This window comes from Paenibacillus assamensis DSM 18201, from assembly GCF_000422445.1.
Taxonomy (GTDB): domain Bacteria; phylum Bacillota; class Bacilli; order Paenibacillales; family Paenibacillaceae; genus Paenibacillus_B; species Paenibacillus_B assamensis.
This window is the reverse complement of the sequence record NZ_AULU01000017.1, coordinates 88,412-110,159: the sequence shown is the minus strand read 5'-3', so window position 1 is coordinate 110,159 and position 21,748 is coordinate 88,412. Positions and strand designations below refer to the sequence as shown.

The window sequence follows — 21,748 nt, the reverse complement described above, 5'->3', positions numbered from 1 at the left end:
GACGAATACTAATCGGTCGAGGGCTTATCCTAATGAATATGAAGAAGCGTTTTAAATACTTTGCGGTCAGTTTTCAAGGTATAACCTTGTTAGGGAACCTACCTGATGGTAGGATATGTCCTGAATCGATTTAGATGATGTGATATTTTGCTGTAGGAATACAGGGAGATATACATCGCAAAAATCATGTTTGGTGACGATGGCGGAGGGGTTCCACGCGTACCCATCCCGAACACGAACGTTAAGTCCTCCAGCGCCGATGGTACTTGGACCGCAGGGTCCTGGGAGAGTAGGACGTTGCCAAGCAAACGAGAACCACTGTTGATTATATATCAATGGTGGTTTTTTCGTTCATGAGAACTCTGTGAGGTGTCATATCATCCGCAATCCAATGCCTGCTGTCGTACGAAAGTCTGCAGCAGGCATTTTGAGGAATACAGAGGACTGTTGATATGGTTAGCGTTTATTGGAGAGAATAGGTTTAACTGACGCATTGATAATCAATTTAGGAAGCAGGCAGATTTCTTGGTGGGCAAGTTGATCATTGTTAAGTTGGTCGAACAGCACTTGAAAGGCTGTATCACCTAACTCCCCAACATTTTGCTCAATAGAAGTTAGCTTAATATCGCTTAGAAATGGTGCGATCGTATTGTCATAACTAATGATAGAATAGTCTTGCGGGATAGCATATCCGGACTCATGCAGTTTACGAAATACGCCCAGTGTCATCATGTCATTACACACAAAGAAAGCAGTAATATCGGTCTTCAACAGCTCCTGCGTTGCATGGTATCCACTATGAATACGATAATTACCCTCCATAATATAATGGTCATGAACTTCACACCCATATTCCCGCATTGCTTTCATATAGCCATCCAAGCGATAGTCGCGATTTACGGAGGATAGCTTATTCGCGATACAGCCAATTTTACGGTGACCTTGTTCGATCAAATGTTTTACAGCGAGATAAGCGCCCATTTCATGGTTGAAAAATACCTTATTACAATTAAACTCAGGATAAACACGATCGACCATAACGTAAGGAATGTTTAGTCTTTTTAAACGATCGGCCATCTGCTCAACATATTGATATGATTCGGTACTGACGATTAAAAATAATCCATCCACATCTCTTGCGATCAGCAGATCCATCATTTCTTGATCTTCAGCATACTTGTCATCCGTGTTCGTTATAATTAATGCATAACCATGTCTCCGGCAATTCGCTTCAAGTCGTTTCGCGAATGAAGAAAAGAAGATATTTTCAATATCGGGCATGATGAGCCCGAAGGTATGCGTTCTCTTTGTTACGAGACTTCTGGCGATCTGATTGGGTGAGTAGTTATACTTTTTGGCGATGCTGCGAATCAGCTCTTTTTTTTCCTCTGAAACGCGACAAGGCTTGTTATTTAACACTTGAGAAACAGCACTTAAGGAAAGATTGGCCTCACGAGCAATATCTTTAATTGTTATTTTCATAATAGATAGGCCATTTCACGCTAATCTTAATTGATCGGGTATCGTTCGAGCGGAATAGGCGTTACTCATCCTCCTCATTATTGAGTTAATAACCATTTTAGATTGTTTATGTGGATAGTTCAAATTACTAGAACAACTTATTTTTAATCTTTTGAAACACAGTATAATCATACACAAACGGCAGCAGTTGTGGAATTAACTGCTGCCGCCTGTATAACGTATCTATTACAAGAATAGTATCATCGAAAGCACGAACATAAACACAACACCCGTAATCATTGGAACAGATGTACGACGTACGATGTCTAGCGGACTCACTTTCACGGATCCAGCTACGATCAGAACGACCGCAGATACCGGGGACACCGCACGTAAAAGGTTGCCTGCGAGTCCCATCGGAATGGATACAGCAATAGCTGAGATACCTGCAGCTGTGGAGAGAGCTACCATCAATGGAACCATTGCAAAGAATAACGCTGTACCACTACCGCTTAAGAGAACGATTAGCGCTGTCAGTAATACTAGAATTAACGGCAACACGAATCCTAATCCTGATCCTTGAATGTTCATCATCGCATCTTGCAGTGCTTCAATTAAGCCAATCGATTTCAGTCCAGTTACGAATACTGTAGCTGCAACGAGCAAGGCTACAATTGGCATTGCACCGCCCATACCTTTAAAGAAGTGTTCCGTCTGCTGAAGAGCTTCTTTTCCACTCTTACGTTTAATGACATCACAGAGAATGGCGATGGCGAATGAGAACATTGTTGCTACTTCTACATTGACGTTAATATTAATATCTGCGAATGTTTTTAGACAGTAAGTAACAATCAACAGAATGATAGGGAAGATAGGAAGCAAAGCATATACCGTTTTGTAGAGAGCACCGCCCTCGATTGCTTTAATTTCCTGAACTTCAACTTCATCCGTATCTTTCGTCTTCGAACGCTTATCCATGAACTTCTGCCAGAAGTAATGAACGACAGCCATAAGCAAGATGGTAGGAATCGAGATTATAGCATGATATTGAAATACATAGTCTGTTACCGTTAGGCCTAAATATTCTGGATACTTAGCCAGCTCTTGTGAAATCGCAACGTTGTCGCCACCCAGTGGTGTTGGCATAACGGTTGCCGTTGTTGCGATAACTGCGGCAGCTGTTAGTTTGCTCATACCTGCTTTACGCATAACAGGGTACAGCGTCGCAAGCAAGATGATTGCTAAGTTCGATGCACTTGGAATAACAAGAGACAGCAGGTTGCCTAATAAAAATACGATTGGAACGAGTACATAGGCGGACTTGATTTTTGATACGGGTTTCGTAATAACACTGACAGTTACATCATTCGCACCGATCGCGGTCATGTACGCTGAATATCCACCTAGAATTAAAATAATAAATCCAGCCGATGTTAGCGTTTGCTGGAACTGTTGAGTTATTGCTAACAAAGGATCGAGCCAAACGGCACCTGTACCTACGAAGTCTTTTACTGCAATACCATTACCTGCAGCAATTCCGACGAACATGAGCACGATACCCATGAGGAACATTGTAATTTTAATGTCCATTTGTTTAATTAACATGTAGATAACGATGGATACGGCAATAAGAGCAGAGCCATACATAATTATTGGATTCATAGCGGATCCCCAATCTGATAGTAATGGTTATGTTTTGTCCTGCATACTGGCGAAAAGGTTTAATCACATGCTTTGAAGCTATCAATGAACCATTCTTTGAACATTTGCGGATCGAGATCCAAACATACCTTTGCGTTGTTTGGTTTCTTTAAATATCCCTTTAGATCGACCACCGTACAGCCGGCCGTTAAGCTGCCATTCAATTCGATATCGACAAACGTATCGACGATCTCGAACATTTCAGGTTTCAGTAAGTAGGCAATTGCACAGGCATCATACATTCTCAAGCCTGTCTTCATGCTGCCGCCGCGATAATGCTGGAAGAGCGAGTGTATCATGTTTCCTGTTTTGTTCATGTCTTTCAGAAGGTTGCATTCTTCTGGATGAACAAGTGCTTTCCAACCTACATCTAAGCCTGCCATGGCAATTGGAACGCCGCTATTGAATACGATTTTTGCTGCTTCAGGGTCAGTTGCAATGTTGAATTCGGACATTACTCCTTTGTTACCACGTGTAACAGAACCGCCCATCAACACAATTTCATCGATGTTTCCTTTTACTTCTGGGTACATCTTCAACAGCAACGCAATGTTCGTAAGAGGCCCGATTGGCACGAGGGTAATAGGAACATCGCTGTCCATTATTGTGCGGCGCATCGCATTTACAGCATGCTCGTCCAACAATAATTCCTGAGCCGGCTCATCAAAGTCATAGCCATCCATACCGCTCTGACCATGGACATTACTCGCATCTTCAAATGCAACGATTAAAGGGTCATTTACACCGACTGCTACTGGAATGTTCTTATTGAAGAACGTAAGGAGTTTAAGTGCGTTATCGGTAACTTTATCGACACCAACATTTCCTGCTATCGTTGTAATCAGCTTCACATCCAGTTTGTCACTGAACAATGCAATGGCAAGTGCCGCTGCATCATCAATTCCTGGGTCCGTATCAATAATAATTGGTCTTTTAAGCATATTGTTTTGCCTCCCCAAAATATTGTTGTACTTCATGTTGCGTGGGAATAGATTGTTGAGCTCCACGCTTCATAATCGTGAGTGCTGCTGTGTTCGTTGCCAATTGCATCGCATTCGGCAAATCTTGTTGTTGGAGCAAGGCGCTTGAGAGTGCTCCTATATAAGCATCGCCTGCTGCGGTTGTGTCTACAACGTGTTCAATCTTCTGACTAGGAATGTGAATGAGTTTTCCATCAATCATCGTTACGCTGCCTTCAGAGCCAAGTGTAATCAAGATGGAGGAAACGCCTCTTTCTTGGAAATACGCTATTGGTTCCTTACAGTCTTCAACGTGATGGGGATGAATGTTAGTCAGATATGCACACTCTGTCTGATTCACGATCAGCAAGTCGATGTTCTTATAAGCTTCATCGGATATGGAGTGGGCTGGCGCAGCGTTAAGCATCGTATATAACCCTTTTTGCTTGGCCATAATCAACGATGACATCGTTGATTCGTAATCACACTCAAATTGTGTTAAGAATAGATCACCGGGTTGTCCAATCGTATTTACAATCTCCTCGATATCAGCAGATGTTAGTTCATGATTAGCACCCGGATTGAGAATGATTCGATTGTCGCCGTCTGTACATGTAATCATGGCAACACCTGTAGGATTGTGATCACTAGAGCGAAGGTAAGAGCAATCAACACCTGTAGCAGAGAGCTCTCGAATCAGCTGTTCGCCAAACAAATCCTTGCCCACACTTCCAATTATGAAAGTAGCTGCTCCCATCTTTGCAGCGGCTACCGCTTGATTACCACCTTTACCACCCGAACTGGTCATGAAATTACGTCCAACAATCGTTTCTCCTTGTTGGGGAACATGATCAGCCTCGATTGATAAATCCATGTTTAAGCTTCCAAATACAATTAACTTGTTCACGATGTGCGCCTCCTTGCTTCTGTTGTCACTCCACAAATTTGACCATTCCACATCCTTGTAGTTCATTGGGACGACGAATGAAACCGAATTTCTCATAGAATGACTCTTTATCTGGTGTAGACATTAACCCTATATATGCAGATGGACAAGCTTGCTTATATATATAGTCCAGTATGGATCGCATGAGCATCGTACCGATTGATCGCTTCTGGTAGGCTGGATCCACAACGACGTCTTTAATGAAAAAAACGATACGATCATCACCGACGACTCTACCAATGCCTACAGGTTGCTGTTCATCGAATACGACGACAGAGTATAGCGTGTTTTGTAAAGCAATCTCGATATCCGCAGTTTCGTAAGGCTGAAATAGATTAGAACATTTCTGACGTAAGTCAGAATAAATCTGAGGCGTTAGGGTATTCGATGAGATGTGTAACTGCGAGATTTGATTCATAGTCGATCCCCTCTTTCAGACTAGAGAATGATTTGATAAAACGTTTTACCAAACTCATGCAATAATCGTACACCTCGTTGTAAGCGGTGTCAATAAAGAAATAGCATTATTTACACAGTTTTACGCTCCAAAATTATACTTAATATCCAGTTCATTTTGTGATTTCAATCCCTTATTTTTGAAAGAAAAGTGGGAGTTGCAGCAAATAACGCAGGTAAGTCTAGCTCAAGAACGAGCAAAGTAAATCATGAGTGAGTGATGAAGCTGGCCTTAGGGTCAGCTTCTTTATGTTTTAAGATAGATAAGTTATATGTGCAAGGAATATAGAAAGAAGGAGAGTCGAACTCATTTATCGCTGCATCCCAGATGGACTACATGTTTCCAGCCAAAATTGGAAATGCTTATGGGCATGCATGAAGTGCTTATTTCTATTCATAGTACGTGCAACTACGGGGGGAATAAAACGGAATGTCGAATGTTAAGCTGGCTGTTATTTACTATAGCGCTACAGGGACGAACTATCAGTTGGCAGAGTGGGCAAAAGAAGGAGCGGAATCTGCTGGTGCAGAGGTGAAATTATTTAAAATTCAAGAATTAGCACCGCAAACAGCTATTGATGCTAACCCTGCCTGGAAGGCTCATGTGGAGTCGACAGAAAATATTACAGTTGTTCAACTTACAGATTTGGAATGGGCAGACGCGATTATATTTAGTGTACCAACTCGCTTTGGTAACGTGGCTGCTCCGTTTAAACAATTCCTTGATATGACAGGCGGTTTGTGGTTCAAAGGCAAACTGATGAATAAGGTCATAAGTGGGATGACGAGTGCACAGAATCCGCATGGTGGACAGGAGGCTACATTACTCAGCCTCTATACCTCGATGTATCATTGGGGTGCTATCGTTGCTGCGCCGGGCTATACGGACCCTTCCCTTTTTCAAGCAGGTGGTAATCCATATGGAGTGAGCGTAACCGTTGATCAAAATGGAAAGATACAAGAGGATGTTCAGCAAGCGGTGATGCACCAAGCGAAGCGAACGGTTCAAATTGCTACTTGGGTCACACAAGGATTGCAGTTGGAGTAGCAAGGACAACAGGGACAGCATCAAAACCAAGCGCAGTCACAAAGTCGGGGGCCATCTCAGGGTCAGCAGCAAATTGAACAACAGTCACAAAGTCAGGAGCTGCCTCAAGGACAGCAGCATAATCAGCAACAGTCTCAAGGAGCAGGGCAGTCTCAAGGACAAGAGCAAATCCAGCAGCAACAAGGTCAGGGGCAATCACAAGTACAACAGCAATCTCAACAGACAAAAAATCCAGCACAGCAGTCTCAGCAGCAGAACCAATGTCAGGATCAGAATCAAGAGATGCAGCAGTCACAGCAGAAGCAGCAACCGTTCCAGTCCTACTAATGCAATCACTTCATAAAGAATGAGCTTGAATCAAACAATAGATTCAAGCTTTTATTTTTTGTAAAAGCATACATCGTGTACGAGCACTTATCTTTCATAAATGTAAGATTGCTGTTCGGTAAATCGATAGCACCACAATCCTATTTTGGATACAGTTATACGTATAGAAAGGAGGTCGCATGACAATGAACAATAAACATCATCGCCAACGTAACGCTACGATTCAAGCTACAGTGTTAATGCCAATGCGTCATACGAGTCGTATCCACAGTAGAAGTAAATTTGCTCAAACAGGAATGAGTTCTGCAGAACAGCAAGAAAGTACGCATCAAACTTCTGCTTCCAATAATCCAACGCAATGGAAGAAAGTTATTGCAGGTATGCTGCTTGCTGCTATCTTGTTACCGTTAGTGGGATGGTTCGCACTTGCGATTCTCGGGAACGTATGGATAGATACTAAACAGTTGAATACATTTTATACACAAGTACAGGAAGCTTCTCATTTACCCAATGGCCAGCCTGTTGTACGAACGATAGATATGCCTAGTTATGTGGCGGATACGTTGTTAGCGATCGAAGATCATCGTTATTATTTGCATCCAGGTGTTGATCCGGTAGGAATAGCACGCTCTATATGGGTTGATCTTGTAAAAGGCAAGAAAGCTCAGGGTGGCAGCACCGTGACGATGCAATTGGCACGCAATATGTTCCTCACTCATGAGAAAACCTATATACGCAAAATTAAGGAGATAGCGATATCAGCAAATCTGGAGCTTCGCTATACGAAGCAAGAGTTAGCGGATATGTATATGAACAAAGTATATTTCGGACACGGAAAGTATGGGATTGAGAGTGCAGCTCGTTTTTATTTTGGCAAAACAACAATGAGGAATGGGGAGCTTCCTACGATTAATTTAGCAGAAACGGCGGTACTTGTTGGCCTTCTTAAAGCGCCAGAGCATTACTCTCCCTACAAAAATAAGGAGTTGGCTGAAAGGCGTCAAAGTACAGTGCTGAATCGTATGAACACCCTTGGATGGATAACGGATACGGAGCTTGAGCAGGCACTTAACACACCATTAGTTTATGCTCAACACACTGTTAATCAAAGTAAAGCGGCTTAAATCGTCTGTTTAATCAATTAGGATGTAGTGAAGGTAATGATACACAGATCAGATATATCAAAAGTAAAACAGTATGGGGAGCACTAAGGCACAAAGGTGTTCTTCAAGACTGAAAGAAGTCGCAGACCATATTCTGCGGCTTACTTTTTTGTGAACAAGTGTGAATTATCGACGACAGCTTGGTCTTGTCTTGTATAATAGAAATAGGGAGGGCGATGAAAGAAATGACGATTATCGTATTTGTGTATATATGTATTTTGAATCTTGTTGGATATGGAATGATGTCCAATGATAAGCGTCGCGCCACTCGCAATAAACGCCGCATTCCTGAACGCAATCTATTCATGGTAGCTTGGTTAGGCGGTGCACTAGGTGTGTTGACAGGGATGTACCAAAAACGTCACAAGACACAGCATACGACGTTTACGGCAGGCATACCTTTTATATTGCTTGTGAATTTATTTGTATATGGTTTCGTCATTGTAAAGCTCGGGTAATTAGCCTGTAAGCAAAGATATGTAATGTATGTGCTTTCGCTATGGATGCGAAGTGAGATACATTCATATATACAAGCTAGCGGAGAGGTGAGAGCAATGGCATTCAAACGTATTTTAGTAGCGTATGACGGATCGAACCCTTCACAACTTGCACTCAGACAAGGAATTGAGCTTGTTCAAGCAGATGCTGAAGCTAGTCTCCATGTCGTGCATGTTTATCAACTACCGCAATATTTTCTTGGTGATGCATTTATGACGGGTTCCCCGAAGGTGAATCAAGAATTAGTTGAATTTTCTACGAAGGTAGAGAATCGTGCACGGGAGGAAGTTGTTTTTCTTGGTGGGCGGGCTGTTGTAGAGACAGTTCAAGGACCTTTAGGACCATCTATTGTTGATTATGCGGAAAAGAATCAAGTTGATCTAGTTGTGATAGGGAGCAGAGGATTAAGCGGGCTGAAAGAATTTGTCCTTGGAAGTGTCAGCCATCATGTTGTCCAAAGCGCGAAGTGTCCTGTCCTTGTCATAAAGGAAAAAGAGTAAAGAATGAGAAATGATAAAGTATGAAACATGAGTAAACCAGTCTTCTCCTTAAGCTAATGTCTTATGACATTTAGCGTACAGTGAGGCTGGTTTCTTTTATATGCATAGTTTGTTCTGAAAATTGCTTGTTTTGCTTTAACGAGACAGAGAATTTACAGGTAAATTAGATCGAATGAAGCAAATGGCGAACATTAAAATTGAACGAGGATATAATGTTCGTATTATTGGTTGACACAAACAATTGGTGATTGATAAACTAAGACTATCCTAAGAGATTGTCGAATAATTCAAGAGTTGCACAATAGATTCTCGTATAATTTCGTAAATATGGACGGAAGTTTCTACCTGAGGACCGTAAATCTTCGGACTACGAGAATGGCAGACGTTGTAGGGTGCTTATGCTGTACGTCCTCTCATGCATGTCAGGCGAATGGTGGACATGAGTTACGAGCGTACGGTTATAGGTTCGCTGTGAGGCAGTTGCTGTCATTTCTTCGATAGGCGAAGGTTCAACGGGAGGATGTCCGTTGGGCTTTTTTGTGTCTTAGTTGAGCTTACTTGCAGTCAACGTCATAATGAGACACTTCGTAAACTGCGTATGTTGTATTGGTATATAATTACATTCTTATAGCAAGTATCTCAACGAAAGCGGGTTGAATCGATGAGTAACGTCTCACAGCAGGAAGCAGTGCAGAAGCAGCAACAGGATGAGCAACAACGAGGATTTGAGCAGGGTGTACAGCAACAACATGATCGTGATCAGGAACAGGTTCAGGTTGGTGTCATTATGGGAAGTACGAGTGACTGGAATACGATGAAGAAGGCGTGCGATATTTTGGAGCAGCTACATATTCCTTATGAAGCACGCGTTGTATCTGCCCATCGGACACCTGATGAAATGTTCCGTTATGCGGAGCTAGCAGAAGAGCGAGGTATTCGCGTAATTATCGCAGGAGCAGGAGGAGCTGCGCATTTGCCAGGAATGGTAGCTGCGAAGACAGTAGTTCCTGTGATCGGTGTACCTGTGAAATCTTCTACACTTAGCGGATGGGATTCTTTGCTGTCCATCGTTCAAATGCCAGCTGGTGTTCCTGTTGCGACGGTTGCGATAGGTGAGGCTGGAGCAGCGAATGCAGGTTTGTTGGCGGCACAAATACTTGGTATTACAGATAAGCGGATTAAGGAACAATTGAAGCAGCTTCGTGAACAGAAACGTGAACAGGTCGTGGCATCGGGAGTGCTGGTGTGATGACTATGGGTACACTGGAGATGAATGATAAATTAGGATCGGCCTCTCGAAATGTTGCTGTAAGTATGAACAATGGTGTACAGGGACATAGTGCGGATCATGTACTGCTGCCAGGCTCTAAAATAGGTGTTTTGGGCGGCGGGCAGCTAGGTCGGATGCTTGCTTTGGAAGGATTGCGTATGGGCTATACGTTCGTTACGCTTGATCCAGTTGACTCACCGCCATGTGCGGAGGCTGCACAGCACATCCGAGCTGAGTATAGCGACCGTGAAGCGGCTAGGCAGCTTGCAGAACAGGCGGATGTCGTGACGTACGAGTTCGAAAATGTTTCGCTTGAGATTGCGGAGCAACTGGAGCGGGATGCGTATTTGCCGCAAGGCAGCCATTTGCTGCATCTTACGCAGCATCGTCTGCGTGAGAAAGATGCGCTTACGGCGGCAGGCATTCCGGTAGCACCTTATGCCAAGGTGCAGTCGTTGGAGGAGTTAATGCATCATCTTGAAGCATTTGGCGGTCAAGGGGTGCTGAAGACGGCAACAGGCGGATATGATGGCAAAGGCCAGCAAATGATCCGTTCAGCGGATGCTGCTGAGGGAGCATACGAGGCGTTGGCCTCGCTTGGAACGGAGCTTGTACTGGAAGCGTATATACCGTTTGAACGGGAGCTGTCTGTAATAGCAGCCCGCAATCCACGTGGAGAAATTGCTATTTTCCCAATTGCTGAAAACATTCACGTTGATCATATTTTACACTTATCTATTGTACCTGCGCGTGTACCAGATAAGGTAATCGCAGAAGCGGAACAAATTGCACGACAAGTTGCTTCATCACTTGAAGTGGTAGGGCTTATTGCTGTGGAATTGTTTATGACGCCAGATGGCAATTTGCTCGTTAATGAGCTGGCGCCTCGTCCACACAATTCAGGGCATTATACGATGGATGCATGCCGTACCTCGCAATTTGAACAGCATATTCGCGCGATCTGCAATTTGCCGTTAGGCGATCCGTCACTCGTGACACCAGTCGTTATGGTGAATTTGCTCGGAGAGCATGCACAGGACATGTTACAATGGTTCAAGGTAGAAGATACAGCAGCGCAATCACTCGGTGTTACGCCGAAGCTGCACTGGTATGGTAAGACAGAAGCAATCGCCAAACGTAAGATGGGACATATCAACGTACTGGCAGACGATATAGATGCAGCGCTGAATTGGGTGCAGCACAACAAGATGTGGAGGAATCAACAAAGATGATCGAACGTTATTCACGTCCCGAAATGCGGGCTATTTGGACAGAAGAAAACAAATTCAAGGCTTGGTTGGAAGTAGAACTTTGTGCATGTGAAGCATGGGCAGAGCTTGGCGTTATTCCGAAGGAAGATACGAAGGTGCTGCGTGAAAAGGCTAGCTTTGATATGGATCGTATTTATGAGATTGAAGCAGAAACACGTCATGACGTGATCGCATTCACACGCGCGGTATCTGAGACATTGGGGCCTGAGCGGAAATGGGTTCACTATGGTTTGACTTCGACAGACGTTGTAGATACAGCGCTTGGTTACTTGTTGAAGCAAGCCAATGAAATTTTAGAGCGTGACATTGTGAACTTTATTGAGATTTTGAAAAATAAAGCGCTTGAATATAAAGATACACCGATGATGGGACGTACGCATGGTGTTCATGCTGAGCCAACGACTTTCGGTTTGAAAATGGCTCTTTGGTACACAGAGATGCAGCGTAATCTTGAGCGTTTCCGTCATGCGGCAGACAGTGTGCAGTTCGGTAAAATGTCTGGTGCAGTAGGAACGTATGCAAATATCGATCCATTCGTTGAGAAGTTTGTATGTGAGAAACTAGGCACGAAAGCAGCTCCAATTTCCACACAAACGCTGCAGCGTGACCGCCATGCTGAATATATGGCTACGCTAGCGCTTATTGCGACTTCTTTGGATAAGTTCGCAACAGAGATCCGTGCGTTGCAGAAGAGTGAATTCCGTGAGGTTGAAGAGGCATTTGCTAAAGGTCAAAAAGGATCTTCCGCTATGCCGCATAAGCGCAACCCAATCGGTTGTGAGAACATTTCTGGCTTGTCCCGTGTGATTCGCGGTCATATGGTATCTGCTTATGAGAACGTTCCGCTTTGGCATGAGCGCGACATTTCGCACAGCTCGGTTGAGCGTGTTATTTTGCCAGACGCAACGATGCTGCTTAACTATATGTTGAACCGCTTTATGAACATCGTGAAGAATTTGACGGTATTCCCTGAGAACATGAAGCGCAATATGCAGCGTACATTTGGAGTACCGTTCTCTGGCCGTGTAATGACGAAGCTGATCGACAAAGGTTGGAGTCGTGAGCAAGCCTATGACACAGTACAGCCTCGTGCGATGCAAGCGTGGGAAGAACAGCGCAGCTTCAAAGACATCATTGAACAAACTTCTGAGATTACAGAAGCGTTGTCTGCTGAAGAGATCGAAGATGCATTCAATCCAGCTTGGCATTTGAAAAATGTAGACACGATCTTCCGTCAAGTAGGCTTGCTTAACGAATAGATCTAGGCTGTACGATGAACATGGTCTTAGCCTAGCTAAACGGAACGTAAGAACTTATGGCCTTGTACAATAGAGCAGAATCATAGAGAAGAGATGACGTGTTCGCGATAGCAGTCAAGTTCTAACCAATAGTAACGAATGTTTGGAATGCAAAGAGCTTGACTGCAACAGCGATCGCAAATATGATTTGCTCAGAGGATGATTTAGCAAATGCAATGTACAGCATGTAATACAATGATGTTGTGCAAGTTGTCGTAGGTTATTGTAACGGAGCAAGTCTATAGAAGCATACGCTTAGGGAGGATGTGTATTGTGCGAACGACCGCCGTAATATCTACCGCAGTGGATCTAGTGAAAGCCCCGCTTATTTACAAAGGAAAAGTACGTGAACTATACGATTTGGGGGAGAACTTTCTCATCGTAGTGACAGACCGCATATCAGCATTTGACTATGTATTGGAGCCTGCTGTACCTGAGAAAGGGAACGTGCTCAATCGTTTAAGTGCATTTTGGTTCGAGAAGACGAAGTCCATCATTGGCAATCATGTCGTGCATAGCGACGTAGATCTTCTAGGCGATATCCTTGTAGATAAGGAAATATTGCGTGATCGAATTATGGTTACGAAAAAGGCTGACCGAATTGATATTGAGTGTGTCGTACGAGGATACATAACTGGCGGAGGATGGCGGCAGTACGCACAAACACAAGCGGTGAATGGCATCGAGCTTCCAGCTGGATTACGGAAGAACGAGCGTTTCCCGACCCCGATTTTTACACCAGCAGCCAAAAATGACATCGGCCACGATGAAGATATTTCGTATGAGGAAATGCAGCAGCGGGTGGGCGCAGAGTTAGCTGAAATGCTGCGAGACAAAAGTATTGCTCTATACGAATATGCGCGTGATTACTGTGAAGAGCGCGGCATTGTGCTAGTCGATTGCAAGTTTGAATTCGGCATTGTTGATGGGGAAGTTATCTTGATTGATGAAATATTTACACCTGACTGCTCACGCTTCTGGGCACAGGATAAAGTGGAGCTGGATATTGAAATCGACAGCATGGATAAAGAGCCTGTACGCACGTATTTGACCAACACCGACTGGGATCAAAATAGCCGACCTAATCCGCTGCCAGAAGAAGTTATTGCAGAAACGAGTCTTCGTTACGTGGACATACGTACAAGATTGATGGGTGACAGTCAGTAACATTACCTTCATGTCAGGCAGCTAATGTAGAGCAAATTATCGTATATGATTTATAATTTAGATGTTTGATTTAGACGTAAGACATCTAATAATAAAAACAGATTTCCTTTCTTGCAATTTTGCAATCATATAAGTGTAAAAGATCATTTTCGCTATTTCGTCCGTGAAGACGAGACCGAATAATTTCGGAGTAGTTAGGTAAATGGGCTTATTCAGCTTATAGGGAAGGGGTCTGTTTTTTTGTGTTTATGATCAAAATAGAGGATTGACAGAAAATAATGGTATCGTTATGCTAGTTATGCAATCGTTTTCATAAAGAGGATAGCCAGAGTAAGATGACGTGAACTAGCATAGTTATGCACCTGTATATCAGGTACTAGTAACGCATTATTATGCATATATGATCATGTATCATGTATTATATTTTGTTAGTGATAAATACAAGTTCGAGGTTCATATGCTGATCATACTCGTGTAGTGTGTACAAAACGGATTGGATCGTAGATTCAAATTCGTAGCAATCATTTTCGCTCATTAATGCAAACGTTTGCAAAAATTATAAGGAAGAGGGTCGTGGCATGACGAGGACATGGAAAGCTAACATTTCTCGACTGCTTGTCTGCATGATGCTGTGGAGTACACTTTCAAGTGTATTCGTTACAAATACACATGCTCAAGCATCTACTCAACAAACATCAACGAAGCCTAACATCAATTGGAGTATGGTTAAACCACTTGGTCAATCACCTACGTCAGGCTGGCAAGGCTATCAGCTAGGGCAGTTGAAGCTGACAAATGACGGCGACCATCTTCACTTCCAGTTAGAAGCTGCCCATGTAGAAGAATGGCAGCATATCAACATTGCATTGAATGTGAATGATACGAATTCGAACGTATCTACCAATCCGTCCAATCATCGATATAACTACGAGGGCACAGCTGCTAAGCCGAGCTACCATATCACTATGGAGGCAAAGGCCGGCGGCAAAGCATCCCTCTATCGCAGTGGATCAGCAAGCCCGTTGTTGTCCTCATCCGACTTGAAAGGTGCTTCGTTCGAAGTTGCACCGGATCGTACTCGTTTCACAGGTTCGATTCCATTGAAGCAGTTAGGTTTACAAAATGGAGACAAAGTTAAAGCAATCGCTATCTTGAGCGGTGATCGTGCGGATGAGCACGGTGTATTTGATGCTGTGCCAGAAACAGCTAAAAATACAGTGGCTAACGATTGGAATATGAAAGCCAATCCGAACCGTATGACCGACTATAGCGAAGCTTATGTCATTACGCACAAGCCGAAGATTGACGGCTCGAAAGATAGTCTATGGGAGCAAGTGCCTGATTTAGGGATATCGGTAACAGATACGTCCCATGGTATCCCTGGCAAGCTTGGCAGTATCAAGCTGACAAACGATGGCAAGCAATTGTATGTATGGGTAGATGCAGAGCTGCCCAACTGGGGCGACCAAGGTCAATTTATTAATATTGCATTGAATGTGAATGAGGCTGACTCTGCTATAGAGAGCAATCCGTGGAAAGCTCAATTTAATTACAGCGGTGCAGACAGGAAGCCGCAATATCATCTCACAATGCGTTTGAAGCAGGATCAGGGTATTGAGGGAGCAGATTTGTATGATGCGAAGCGGATGTCCGACCCAATCTTAGCAACTTGGGCAGATACGAAAGGCGCTCAATTTGCTGCAAACGGCAAAGAGGGCTTTGAGGCAGCGATTCCACTTCATCATTTGCAGCTGAAAAATGGGGATCAGATTCGCCCACATGTCGTATTGAGCGGTAATAAGTCAGCTGAACATGGCGCATTTCAAGTTATCCCGAATGCGGCAGGCAATGAGCTTGCAAAGGGTTGGAATCAAGCGGGTGTACCAAATGTGCAGTCCACATTTGGTAACGCTTACGTGGTTAGTCAGATGAATGATAAATTGGAATTGATCAGTACGGTGCCAGCAGACTTCGCGAAGAAAATCGAAGTTGAACAGCCGATTACGCTAACGTTTAGTGAAGCTGTTACGGTTATGAATAGTACAGGTGTGACTCTTGTAGATGATAAGGGTGCTGTAGTTGCAACTGATATCAAGAGTGACGGGCAGCAGTTGGTTATTAAGCCAGTCAAGCCTTTAGCCTACAAGACGCCCTATCAAGTAAAGATGTCCGCTCATATGCTGGAAGGTATGGATACCAAGACGCGTAATGAAGCCTACTCATTCTCCTTCACGACGAAGGAGCAGCCAGCGTTAGCTGCAGCTATCGCTGACCAGAACAACGTTGTGTCGGTAGCGCTGAAAGATATCGTTCCTGGGATCGACTATGGAGCATTTGCTCTCTATAACGGGGGCACGAAGCTCAAAGGTACGTCCATGAAAGGCAGCGATGATCAATCGATCATCATTCAATTAGACGAACCAATTGCGGATGTATCTCATCCTTATATCGTACGCTATGAAGGCGCACCGCAAGGTATATATGCTGACCATCCTGTTACGATGCGCGGCATATTGGATACGTACGTATATTCAGGCGATGATTTAGGGGTTACGTATACGAAAACAGGCAGTACGTTCAAAGTATGGGCACCTACTGCTGCTGCTATAACACTGTCTCTCTATGACACGGCGGAAATGCCGAAGGAGACGCCTACGAGAGAGATTCCGATGCAGCGTGATGCCAGCACAGGCGTATGGTCTGGAGCTGCTGAAGGTGACTTGAACAACAAGTACTACATGTACAAAGTAAACTTCCCGGACAGTAAGGTGCTGTATGCACTCGATCCGTATGCACGTGCATCATCGGTGAATAGTGCCAAGTCTGCGATTGTCGATTTGGCAGCTACAAATCCTGTAGGCTGGGAAAATGACAGCAAGCCAGAAATGCTAGAGCCAACTGATGCGATCATTTATGAGCTGCATACGCGCGACTTTTCCATTGATTCCAATTCCGGAGTTTCTGAGAAAAATCGTGGGAAATTCACTGCGTTTACTGAAGAAAGAACAAGGCTTAAGGGAGATGCTGCGGTTAAGACAGGCGTCGATCATTTGAAGGAGCTTGGCATTACACATGTACATTTGCTACCGACATATGATTTCGGTTCAGTCAATGAGAAGCAAGTAGATGATCCGAATGCGAAGGATCGCAAGTTCAACTGGGGCTATGATCCGGTAAATTATAATGTACCAGAAGGATCGTATGCAACGGATTCTGCACAAGAGGACCCTACGAAGCGTATTCGTGAGTTTAAGCAAATGGTTCAGGCGATGCACAAAAATGATTTGCGACTTGTGCTGGATGTGGTATACAATCACACATTTGTAACAGGACAACAATTGGAGTTATCCGTATTTGATAAATTGGTACCGGGCTATTACTACCGCACGAACAACAAAGGCGAACTATCTAACGGTTCTGGAGTCGGTAATGAAGTGGCTACTGATCGACCGATGGTTAGCAAGTATGTGCGAGATTCCGTGAAGTTCTGGGCAGAAGAGTACAAAGTGGACGGATTCCGCTTCGACTTGATGAAATTGATTGATTTGAACACAACTCGCGGCATTGTAAGTGATTTGAAGGCCATCGATCCTAGCATTATCGTGTATGGAGAGCCGTGGGCAGGCGGCAGCACACCATTGCCAGCTGACCAACAAATTGAAAAAGGCACACAGCGCGGTGAAGGCTTTGCCGTGTTCAATGACAATTTCCGTGGTGCGATTAAAGGTGGAAGCGATGATGCTTCAAAAGGCTTCGCAACTGGGGAAGGCTCCCGTGAAGCAGGAATTGTAAACGGTGTAATCGGCTCAACGAATGATTTCACCTCTTCGCCAACAGAGACGATTAACTATGTGACCGCGCATGATAACTTGAACATGTGGGATAAGATGCTGAAAGCACAAGGCAAAGATAAAGATATTCAACGCGATCCATTCGCTACGTTGACTGAGGCAAATATCCTTGATAATCCAACGGTGAAAAGTTCACTGCTTGCAAACGGGATTGTGTTGACGTCACAAGGTATTCCATTTATCCATGCGGGAGATGAGATGCTGCGCAGTAAGTTCGGCGACCATAACAGCTATCAGAGCCCTGATTCCATTAACCAGATGTTGTGGCAGCAGAAAAAAGAGTATAAGCCTGTGTTTGATTACACACAAGGACTTATCGAACTGCGTCGTTCACATCCAGCCTTCCGAATGACATCGAAGGAAGCAGTCGCTTCCAGTTTGGAAGTGTATCGTCAAGACAGTAACATCGTGGCATTTAAGCTGAAAGAGCATGCGAACGGTGATGAATGGCGCAATATCGTCGTCATTTACAATGGAAATGCAGAAACGCGTAGTGTGGCGCTGCCGACGAATGGAAAGTGGAACGTCGTTGTTGATCATACAGCAGCTGGTGTGAAGCCAATTCGTACAGTTGAAGGCGGTAAAGTCGATATAGCGGGTACGTCGATGATGGTGTTGTACGATGAGGCCAATACGTATACAGCGACTCCGACTAAGATCGTTATTGAAGCGAAAGACCTCACGCTGGAACCAACTACTTCTAAGCAGGTAACGGGTAAAGTATTGGATCAGAAGGGCCATTTGATTCGTACAGCAAAATTGACATGGACTTCTTCTGACGAGTCCATTGCAACAGTTGATAGCAAAGGGAAAGTAACGGCTGTGAAGGAAGGCAAGGCAGTATTGACAGCTTCCTCTGGCCAACTGCAAGCACAAGTGAATGTGAACGTTGCGAAGCTTGTACCGACAAAAGTGGATTTGAAAGGAAAGTCTACGGTATGGCTGAGCCAGACGGTTCCATTTACGGTTGAGGTTACAGATCAGTTCGACCAACTGATGCCTTTTGTAGATGTGAAGTGGAGTTCCTCTGAGCCAACTGTTGCGCAAGTCGACCGTATGGGCAAGGTGAAGGGGCTCAAAGAAGGAACGACAACGATAACAGCAACAGCAGGCAGTGTATCGGCTTCGATGAAAGTTACCGTAAAGCCACTATTGAAACGCTACATTGAGCTGAACTATGTGCGTCCAGACAACAATTATAAGGACTGGAGCTTATGGGTATGGCAAACAGGAATCAAGGATGACGAGCACCTGTTCAAGAAGTTCAATAATGGTATGGCTACAGCATTGATCGAAATCGGGCCAGATACCGAAAAAGTCGGATTCATTATAAAAAAAGGAAACTGGGAGCAAAAAGATACGGATTCGGATCGCTTTGTTGTTGCGAATGTGAATGATACGCTCACGAAAGTATACGTATATAGCGGTAAAACGGAAATGCGTACAATCCCTTCAGTGAGAGGACCTGTGCTGGAGGATGGAAGCATTACGTTCCACTATCGTGATCAAGAAATTTTCCAGAGTGGAGAACAGAATCGTATCTCTGATGTGAAAATCAGTATAAACGGCACCTTGTATCCGATGAGCTATGATGCTGAAAATGAGCGTTATACGTACACGCTTAAAGATGTGGCGAGCGGCAAATATGTGTACACGTTCCATGTGACGAAGGACGGTAAGACAGCGGAAGTTACAGACCCTTACAATACGGAAAACGGTCAATCCGTTGTGGAGTATAATAAACCGACAATTCAAATTACAGGTAAAGTTAAAGGGGATTCTATTTATCCTGGTCAACAGCGATTGCTGCAAGTTGCGTATCAATCCCGTGATAAATTTACGGTCAGAGAGATTGCCGCAGATTTGTCTGAATTGGGCGGTCTTGCTCATACGAAGATTGATTTGGAGCTTATGGAGCAGTCTATCACAGTAGCTGAGCATGTGAAGCCTGGACAGAAATCCATTCCAATCACGCTCGTTGATGAATATGGGAATAAACATACATCAACAGCTAGCGTGACGGTGAAGGCGAAGCCGAGAGCAAACGGTAAGCTGGACTTTGATTGGGATGAAGCACGTATTTACTTTGTGCTGACAGACCGCTTCTCTGATGGCGATAGGAAGAATAATGGTACAGCCGAGCAAGGCCATGATAAAAACCATCTTGAAGCTTACCAAGGTGGCGACTTCCGTGGGTTGATTAACAAGTTGGACTACTTGGAGGATCTAGGTGTGAATACACTGTGGATTACACCGATCGTTGACAATATTGATTTCAACCAAGGAACAAGCTTCAATGGCAAGCAGTATGGATATCACGGCTACTGGGCAAAAGATTTCACGAAGATCGATGAGCATCTTGGCGATGTGGAAACGTTCAAGGAACTGATCAACAAAGCACATGATCGTGGTATCAAAATTATGGTCGATGTCGTGTTGAATCATACTGGCTATGGCTTGAAGCCAGGAGACACGCAGCCAGGTGTTACAGAGCAAGATAAGAAGCGATTCGATGGAATGCTTCGTACAGACGCGGTAAGCGGTGATCCTGTGCGCGGTGAATTGGCAGGCTTACCGGACTTTAAGACAGAAGATCCTAAAGTAAGAGAGCAAATCATTGCTTGGCAAACGGACTGGATTGAGCGTACTCGTACAAAGCGTGGCGATACCATTGATTACTTCCGTGTTGATACGGTGAAGCATGTGGATGATACGACATGGAAGGCGTTTCGCAATGAGCTAACGAAGATCGACCCTGAGTTTAAGTTGATTGGTGAACATTTTGGTGCATCGGTTGATAACACAGGTTCGTATTTGAAAACAGGACAGATGGATTCCTTGTTGGACTTCGACTTTAAAAGCAAAGCGAAGGACTTCGTCAATGGACAGTTGGACGCTGTTGAGAAAGCGATGCAGGAGCGGGAAGCTCGCATGGATGAAACGGCTACGATGGGACAATTTTTGAGCAGCCATGATGAAGACGGATTCCTAAGTCATTATGTGAATGGTGATAAAGGCAAGTTAATGGTCGCTGCCGCTCTGCAAATTACAGCCAAAGGTCAGCCCGTTATTTATTACGGGGAAGAGCTAGGGCGTTCTGGTGCAAATGCTCGCGATATGTCTAAAGGCGAACTTAGCGAAAACCGTGCTGCTATGCCATGGGATCAGTTGAAAAAAGAGAAGAAGCTGCATAATCACTACAGCAAGCTGCTGAACATTCGTGCAGACTACTCTAAAGTATTTTCTAAAGGAGATAGAACGAAGCTGGCCGGCAGCGATGCAGAAGGCTTTATGGTATTCGCGAAGAGCTATAAGGGAGAGTCGGTTGTTGTTGGCTTGAATCCGAGCGCACAAGCGAAGAAGCAGGTTAAGATTAAAGTTCCTTATAAGCCGGGTACAAAAGTGAAAGACGTGTACAACAATAAGCAGTACAAGGTACAGACGAATGGAACGGTAACGCTGAACATTCCTGCTAAGGATGATGGTGGTACGGTTATTCTTGTTAAGAAATAAGGGGCCTTTGTTGAAGGAAGATGTCGGTAACGGGTGCTATGGAGCTTATACCGAAGGAGAATTTTGCTAACGGGTGCCATAGAGCCTATTTGGTCTAATTTGCTGTTTTTTGAAATGTAACGGATGTCAGAGAGCTTATTTGTCCGAAATAGCGATTATAATGACCATATTTGTATAAATAAGCGCGCCTACAACCGTTAAAGTTATAAAATGGACGATTTTACGAAAATAACGTCTGTGGCTTCGTTAGAGGAACTGTGCAGGTCAGGTGTGATGTATCTCCGACCGAGCTGCAGTAATAAGGATAAGGAAAGCTCCT

At 44.1% G+C, this 21,748-nt stretch carries 15 protein-coding genes, 1 rRNA gene and 1 riboswitch; of the genes, 10 read left to right on the top strand and 6 right to left on the bottom strand.

Features of this window, described 5'->3' with window-relative positions; translation table 11 throughout:
- Window positions 1-189 precede the first annotated feature (189 nt).
- Window positions 190-306, top strand: a 5S ribosomal RNA gene (gene rrf / locus H580_RS0111105).
- Between the two features lie 150 nt (window positions 307-456).
- Here rrf and H580_RS0111100 read toward each other — a convergent pair.
- The 5 genes from H580_RS0111100 to H580_RS0111080 form a co-directional block, all read right to left on the bottom strand.
- On the bottom strand, window positions 457-1,482 hold the full coding sequence (locus tag H580_RS0111100) for a LacI family DNA-binding transcriptional regulator (RefSeq protein ID WP_028594851.1): 1,026 nt from the start codon (window positions 1,480-1,482) through the stop codon (window positions 457-459).
- Between the two features lie 225 nt (window positions 1,483-1,707).
- A complete protein-coding gene (dcuC, locus tag H580_RS0111095; RefSeq protein WP_028594850.1) occupies window positions 1,708-3,123 on the bottom strand; it encodes a C4-dicarboxylate transporter DcuC in 1,416 nt (471 codons plus the stop codon).
- A 59-nt stretch (window positions 3,124-3,182) separates the two neighbouring features.
- On the bottom strand, window positions 3,183-4,103 hold the full coding sequence (rihC, locus tag H580_RS0111090; protein ID WP_028594849.1) for a ribonucleoside hydrolase RihC: 921 nt from the start codon (window positions 4,101-4,103) through the stop codon (window positions 3,183-3,185).
- On the bottom strand, window positions 4,096-5,028 hold the full coding sequence (rbsK, locus tag H580_RS0111085; RefSeq protein WP_028594848.1) for a ribokinase: 933 nt from the start codon (window positions 5,026-5,028) through the stop codon (window positions 4,096-4,098). Before rbsK ends, rihC begins: the two co-directional genes overlap by 8 nt.
- 25 nt (window positions 5,029-5,053) lie before the next feature.
- Window positions 5,054-5,485 (bottom strand): GNAT family N-acetyltransferase, encoded by a 432-nt coding sequence (locus H580_RS0111080; protein ID WP_028594847.1) that lies wholly within the window; start codon window positions 5,483-5,485, stop codon window positions 5,054-5,056.
- A 468-nt stretch (window positions 5,486-5,953) separates the two neighbouring features.
- On the opposite strand from H580_RS0111080, the gene wrbA reads away from it, so the two are divergent.
- Entirely contained in the window at window positions 5,954-6,571 is a 618-nt protein-coding gene (gene wrbA, locus H580_RS0111075) for an NAD(P)H:quinone oxidoreductase (protein WP_028594846.1), read from the top strand.
- Here wrbA and H580_RS0111070 read toward each other — a convergent pair.
- Window positions 6,546-6,866, bottom strand: a complete 321-nt coding sequence (locus H580_RS0111070; protein ID WP_028594845.1) for a hypothetical protein — start codon at window positions 6,864-6,866, stop codon at window positions 6,546-6,548. The genes wrbA and H580_RS0111070 overlap by 26 nt on opposite strands.
- A 217-nt stretch (window positions 6,867-7,083) precedes the next feature.
- Between H580_RS0111070 and H580_RS24025 the strand changes: the two genes are divergently transcribed.
- From H580_RS24025 to pulA, 8 genes are all read left to right on the top strand, one after another.
- Window positions 7,084-8,022 carry a transglycosylase domain-containing protein gene (locus H580_RS24025; RefSeq protein WP_051217403.1) on the top strand — a complete coding sequence of 313 codons (939 nt, stop codon included), beginning with the start codon at window positions 7,084-7,086 and terminating at the stop codon, window positions 8,020-8,022.
- Between the two features lie 215 nt (window positions 8,023-8,237).
- The gene (locus H580_RS0111060; protein ID WP_420488684.1) at window positions 8,238-8,519 is read left to right on the top strand and encodes a DUF1294 domain-containing protein; all 282 of its coding nucleotides are present in this window, start codon (window positions 8,238-8,240) and stop codon (window positions 8,517-8,519) included.
- A 96-nt stretch (window positions 8,520-8,615) separates the two neighbouring features.
- Entirely contained in the window at window positions 8,616-9,059 is a 444-nt protein-coding gene (locus H580_RS0111055) for a universal stress protein (RefSeq protein WP_028594843.1), read from the top strand.
- 289 nt (window positions 9,060-9,348) lie between these two features.
- A riboswitch (purine riboswitch) is annotated at window positions 9,349-9,449 on the top strand.
- Window positions 9,450-9,846: 397 nt separating this feature from the next.
- Window positions 9,847-10,308 carry a 5-(carboxyamino)imidazole ribonucleotide mutase gene (gene purE, locus H580_RS0111050; RefSeq protein WP_036605091.1) on the top strand — a complete coding sequence of 154 codons (462 nt, stop codon included), beginning with the start codon at window positions 9,847-9,849 and terminating at the stop codon, window positions 10,306-10,308.
- A gap of 65 nt (window positions 10,309-10,373) precedes the next feature.
- Window positions 10,374-11,561 (top strand): 5-(carboxyamino)imidazole ribonucleotide synthase, encoded by a 1,188-nt coding sequence (gene purK / locus H580_RS0111045; protein WP_028594841.1) that lies wholly within the window; start codon window positions 10,374-10,376, stop codon window positions 11,559-11,561.
- On the top strand, window positions 11,558-12,859 hold the full coding sequence (gene purB, locus H580_RS0111040; RefSeq protein WP_028594840.1) for an adenylosuccinate lyase: 1,302 nt from the start codon (window positions 11,558-11,560) through the stop codon (window positions 12,857-12,859). The genes purK and purB overlap by 4 nt, the downstream gene beginning before the upstream one ends.
- Window positions 12,860-13,171: 312 nt before the next feature.
- The gene (locus H580_RS0111035; protein ID WP_245583543.1) at window positions 13,172-14,065 is read left to right on the top strand and encodes a phosphoribosylaminoimidazolesuccinocarboxamide synthase; all 894 of its coding nucleotides are present in this window, start codon (window positions 13,172-13,174) and stop codon (window positions 14,063-14,065) included.
- A gap of 578 nt (window positions 14,066-14,643) precedes the next feature.
- Window positions 14,644-21,429 (top strand): type I pullulanase, encoded by a 6,786-nt coding sequence (gene pulA / locus H580_RS24020; RefSeq protein WP_036605074.1) that lies wholly within the window; start codon window positions 14,644-14,646, stop codon window positions 21,427-21,429.
- Window positions 21,430-21,748: the final 319 nt, after the last annotated feature.

Excerpts from the sequence above, each read along its gene's own strand:
- H580_RS0111100 (WP_028594851.1), bottom strand. The coding sequence starts at position 1,482 with ATGAAAATAACAATTAAAGATATTGCTCGTGAGGCCAATCTTTCCTTA.
- dcuC (WP_028594850.1), bottom strand. The coding sequence starts at position 3,123 with ATGAATCCAATAATTATGTATGGCTCTGCTCTTATTGCCGTATCCATC.
- rihC (WP_028594849.1), bottom strand. The coding sequence starts at position 4,103 with ATGCTTAAAAGACCAATTATTATTGATACGGACCCAGGAATTGATGAT.
- H580_RS0111080 (WP_028594847.1), bottom strand. The coding sequence starts at position 5,485 with ATGAATCAAATCTCGCAGTTACACATCTCATCGAATACCCTAACGCCT.
- wrbA (WP_028594846.1), top strand. The coding sequence starts at position 5,954 with ATGTCGAATGTTAAGCTGGCTGTTATTTACTATAGCGCTACAGGGACG.
- H580_RS24025 (WP_051217403.1), top strand. The coding sequence starts at position 7,084 with ATGAACAATAAACATCATCGCCAACGTAACGCTACGATTCAAGCTACA.
- H580_RS0111060 (WP_420488684.1), top strand. The coding sequence starts at position 8,238 with ATGAAAGAAATGACGATTATCGTATTTGTGTATATATGTATTTTGAAT.
- H580_RS0111055 (WP_028594843.1), top strand. The coding sequence starts at position 8,616 with ATGGCATTCAAACGTATTTTAGTAGCGTATGACGGATCGAACCCTTCA.
- purE (WP_036605091.1), top strand. The coding sequence starts at position 9,847 with ATGGGAAGTACGAGTGACTGGAATACGATGAAGAAGGCGTGCGATATT.
- purK (WP_028594841.1), top strand. The coding sequence starts at position 10,374 with ATGAACAATGGTGTACAGGGACATAGTGCGGATCATGTACTGCTGCCA.
- purB (WP_028594840.1), top strand. The coding sequence starts at position 11,558 with ATGATCGAACGTTATTCACGTCCCGAAATGCGGGCTATTTGGACAGAA.
- pulA (WP_036605074.1), top strand. The coding sequence starts at position 14,644 with ATGACGAGGACATGGAAAGCTAACATTTCTCGACTGCTTGTCTGCATG.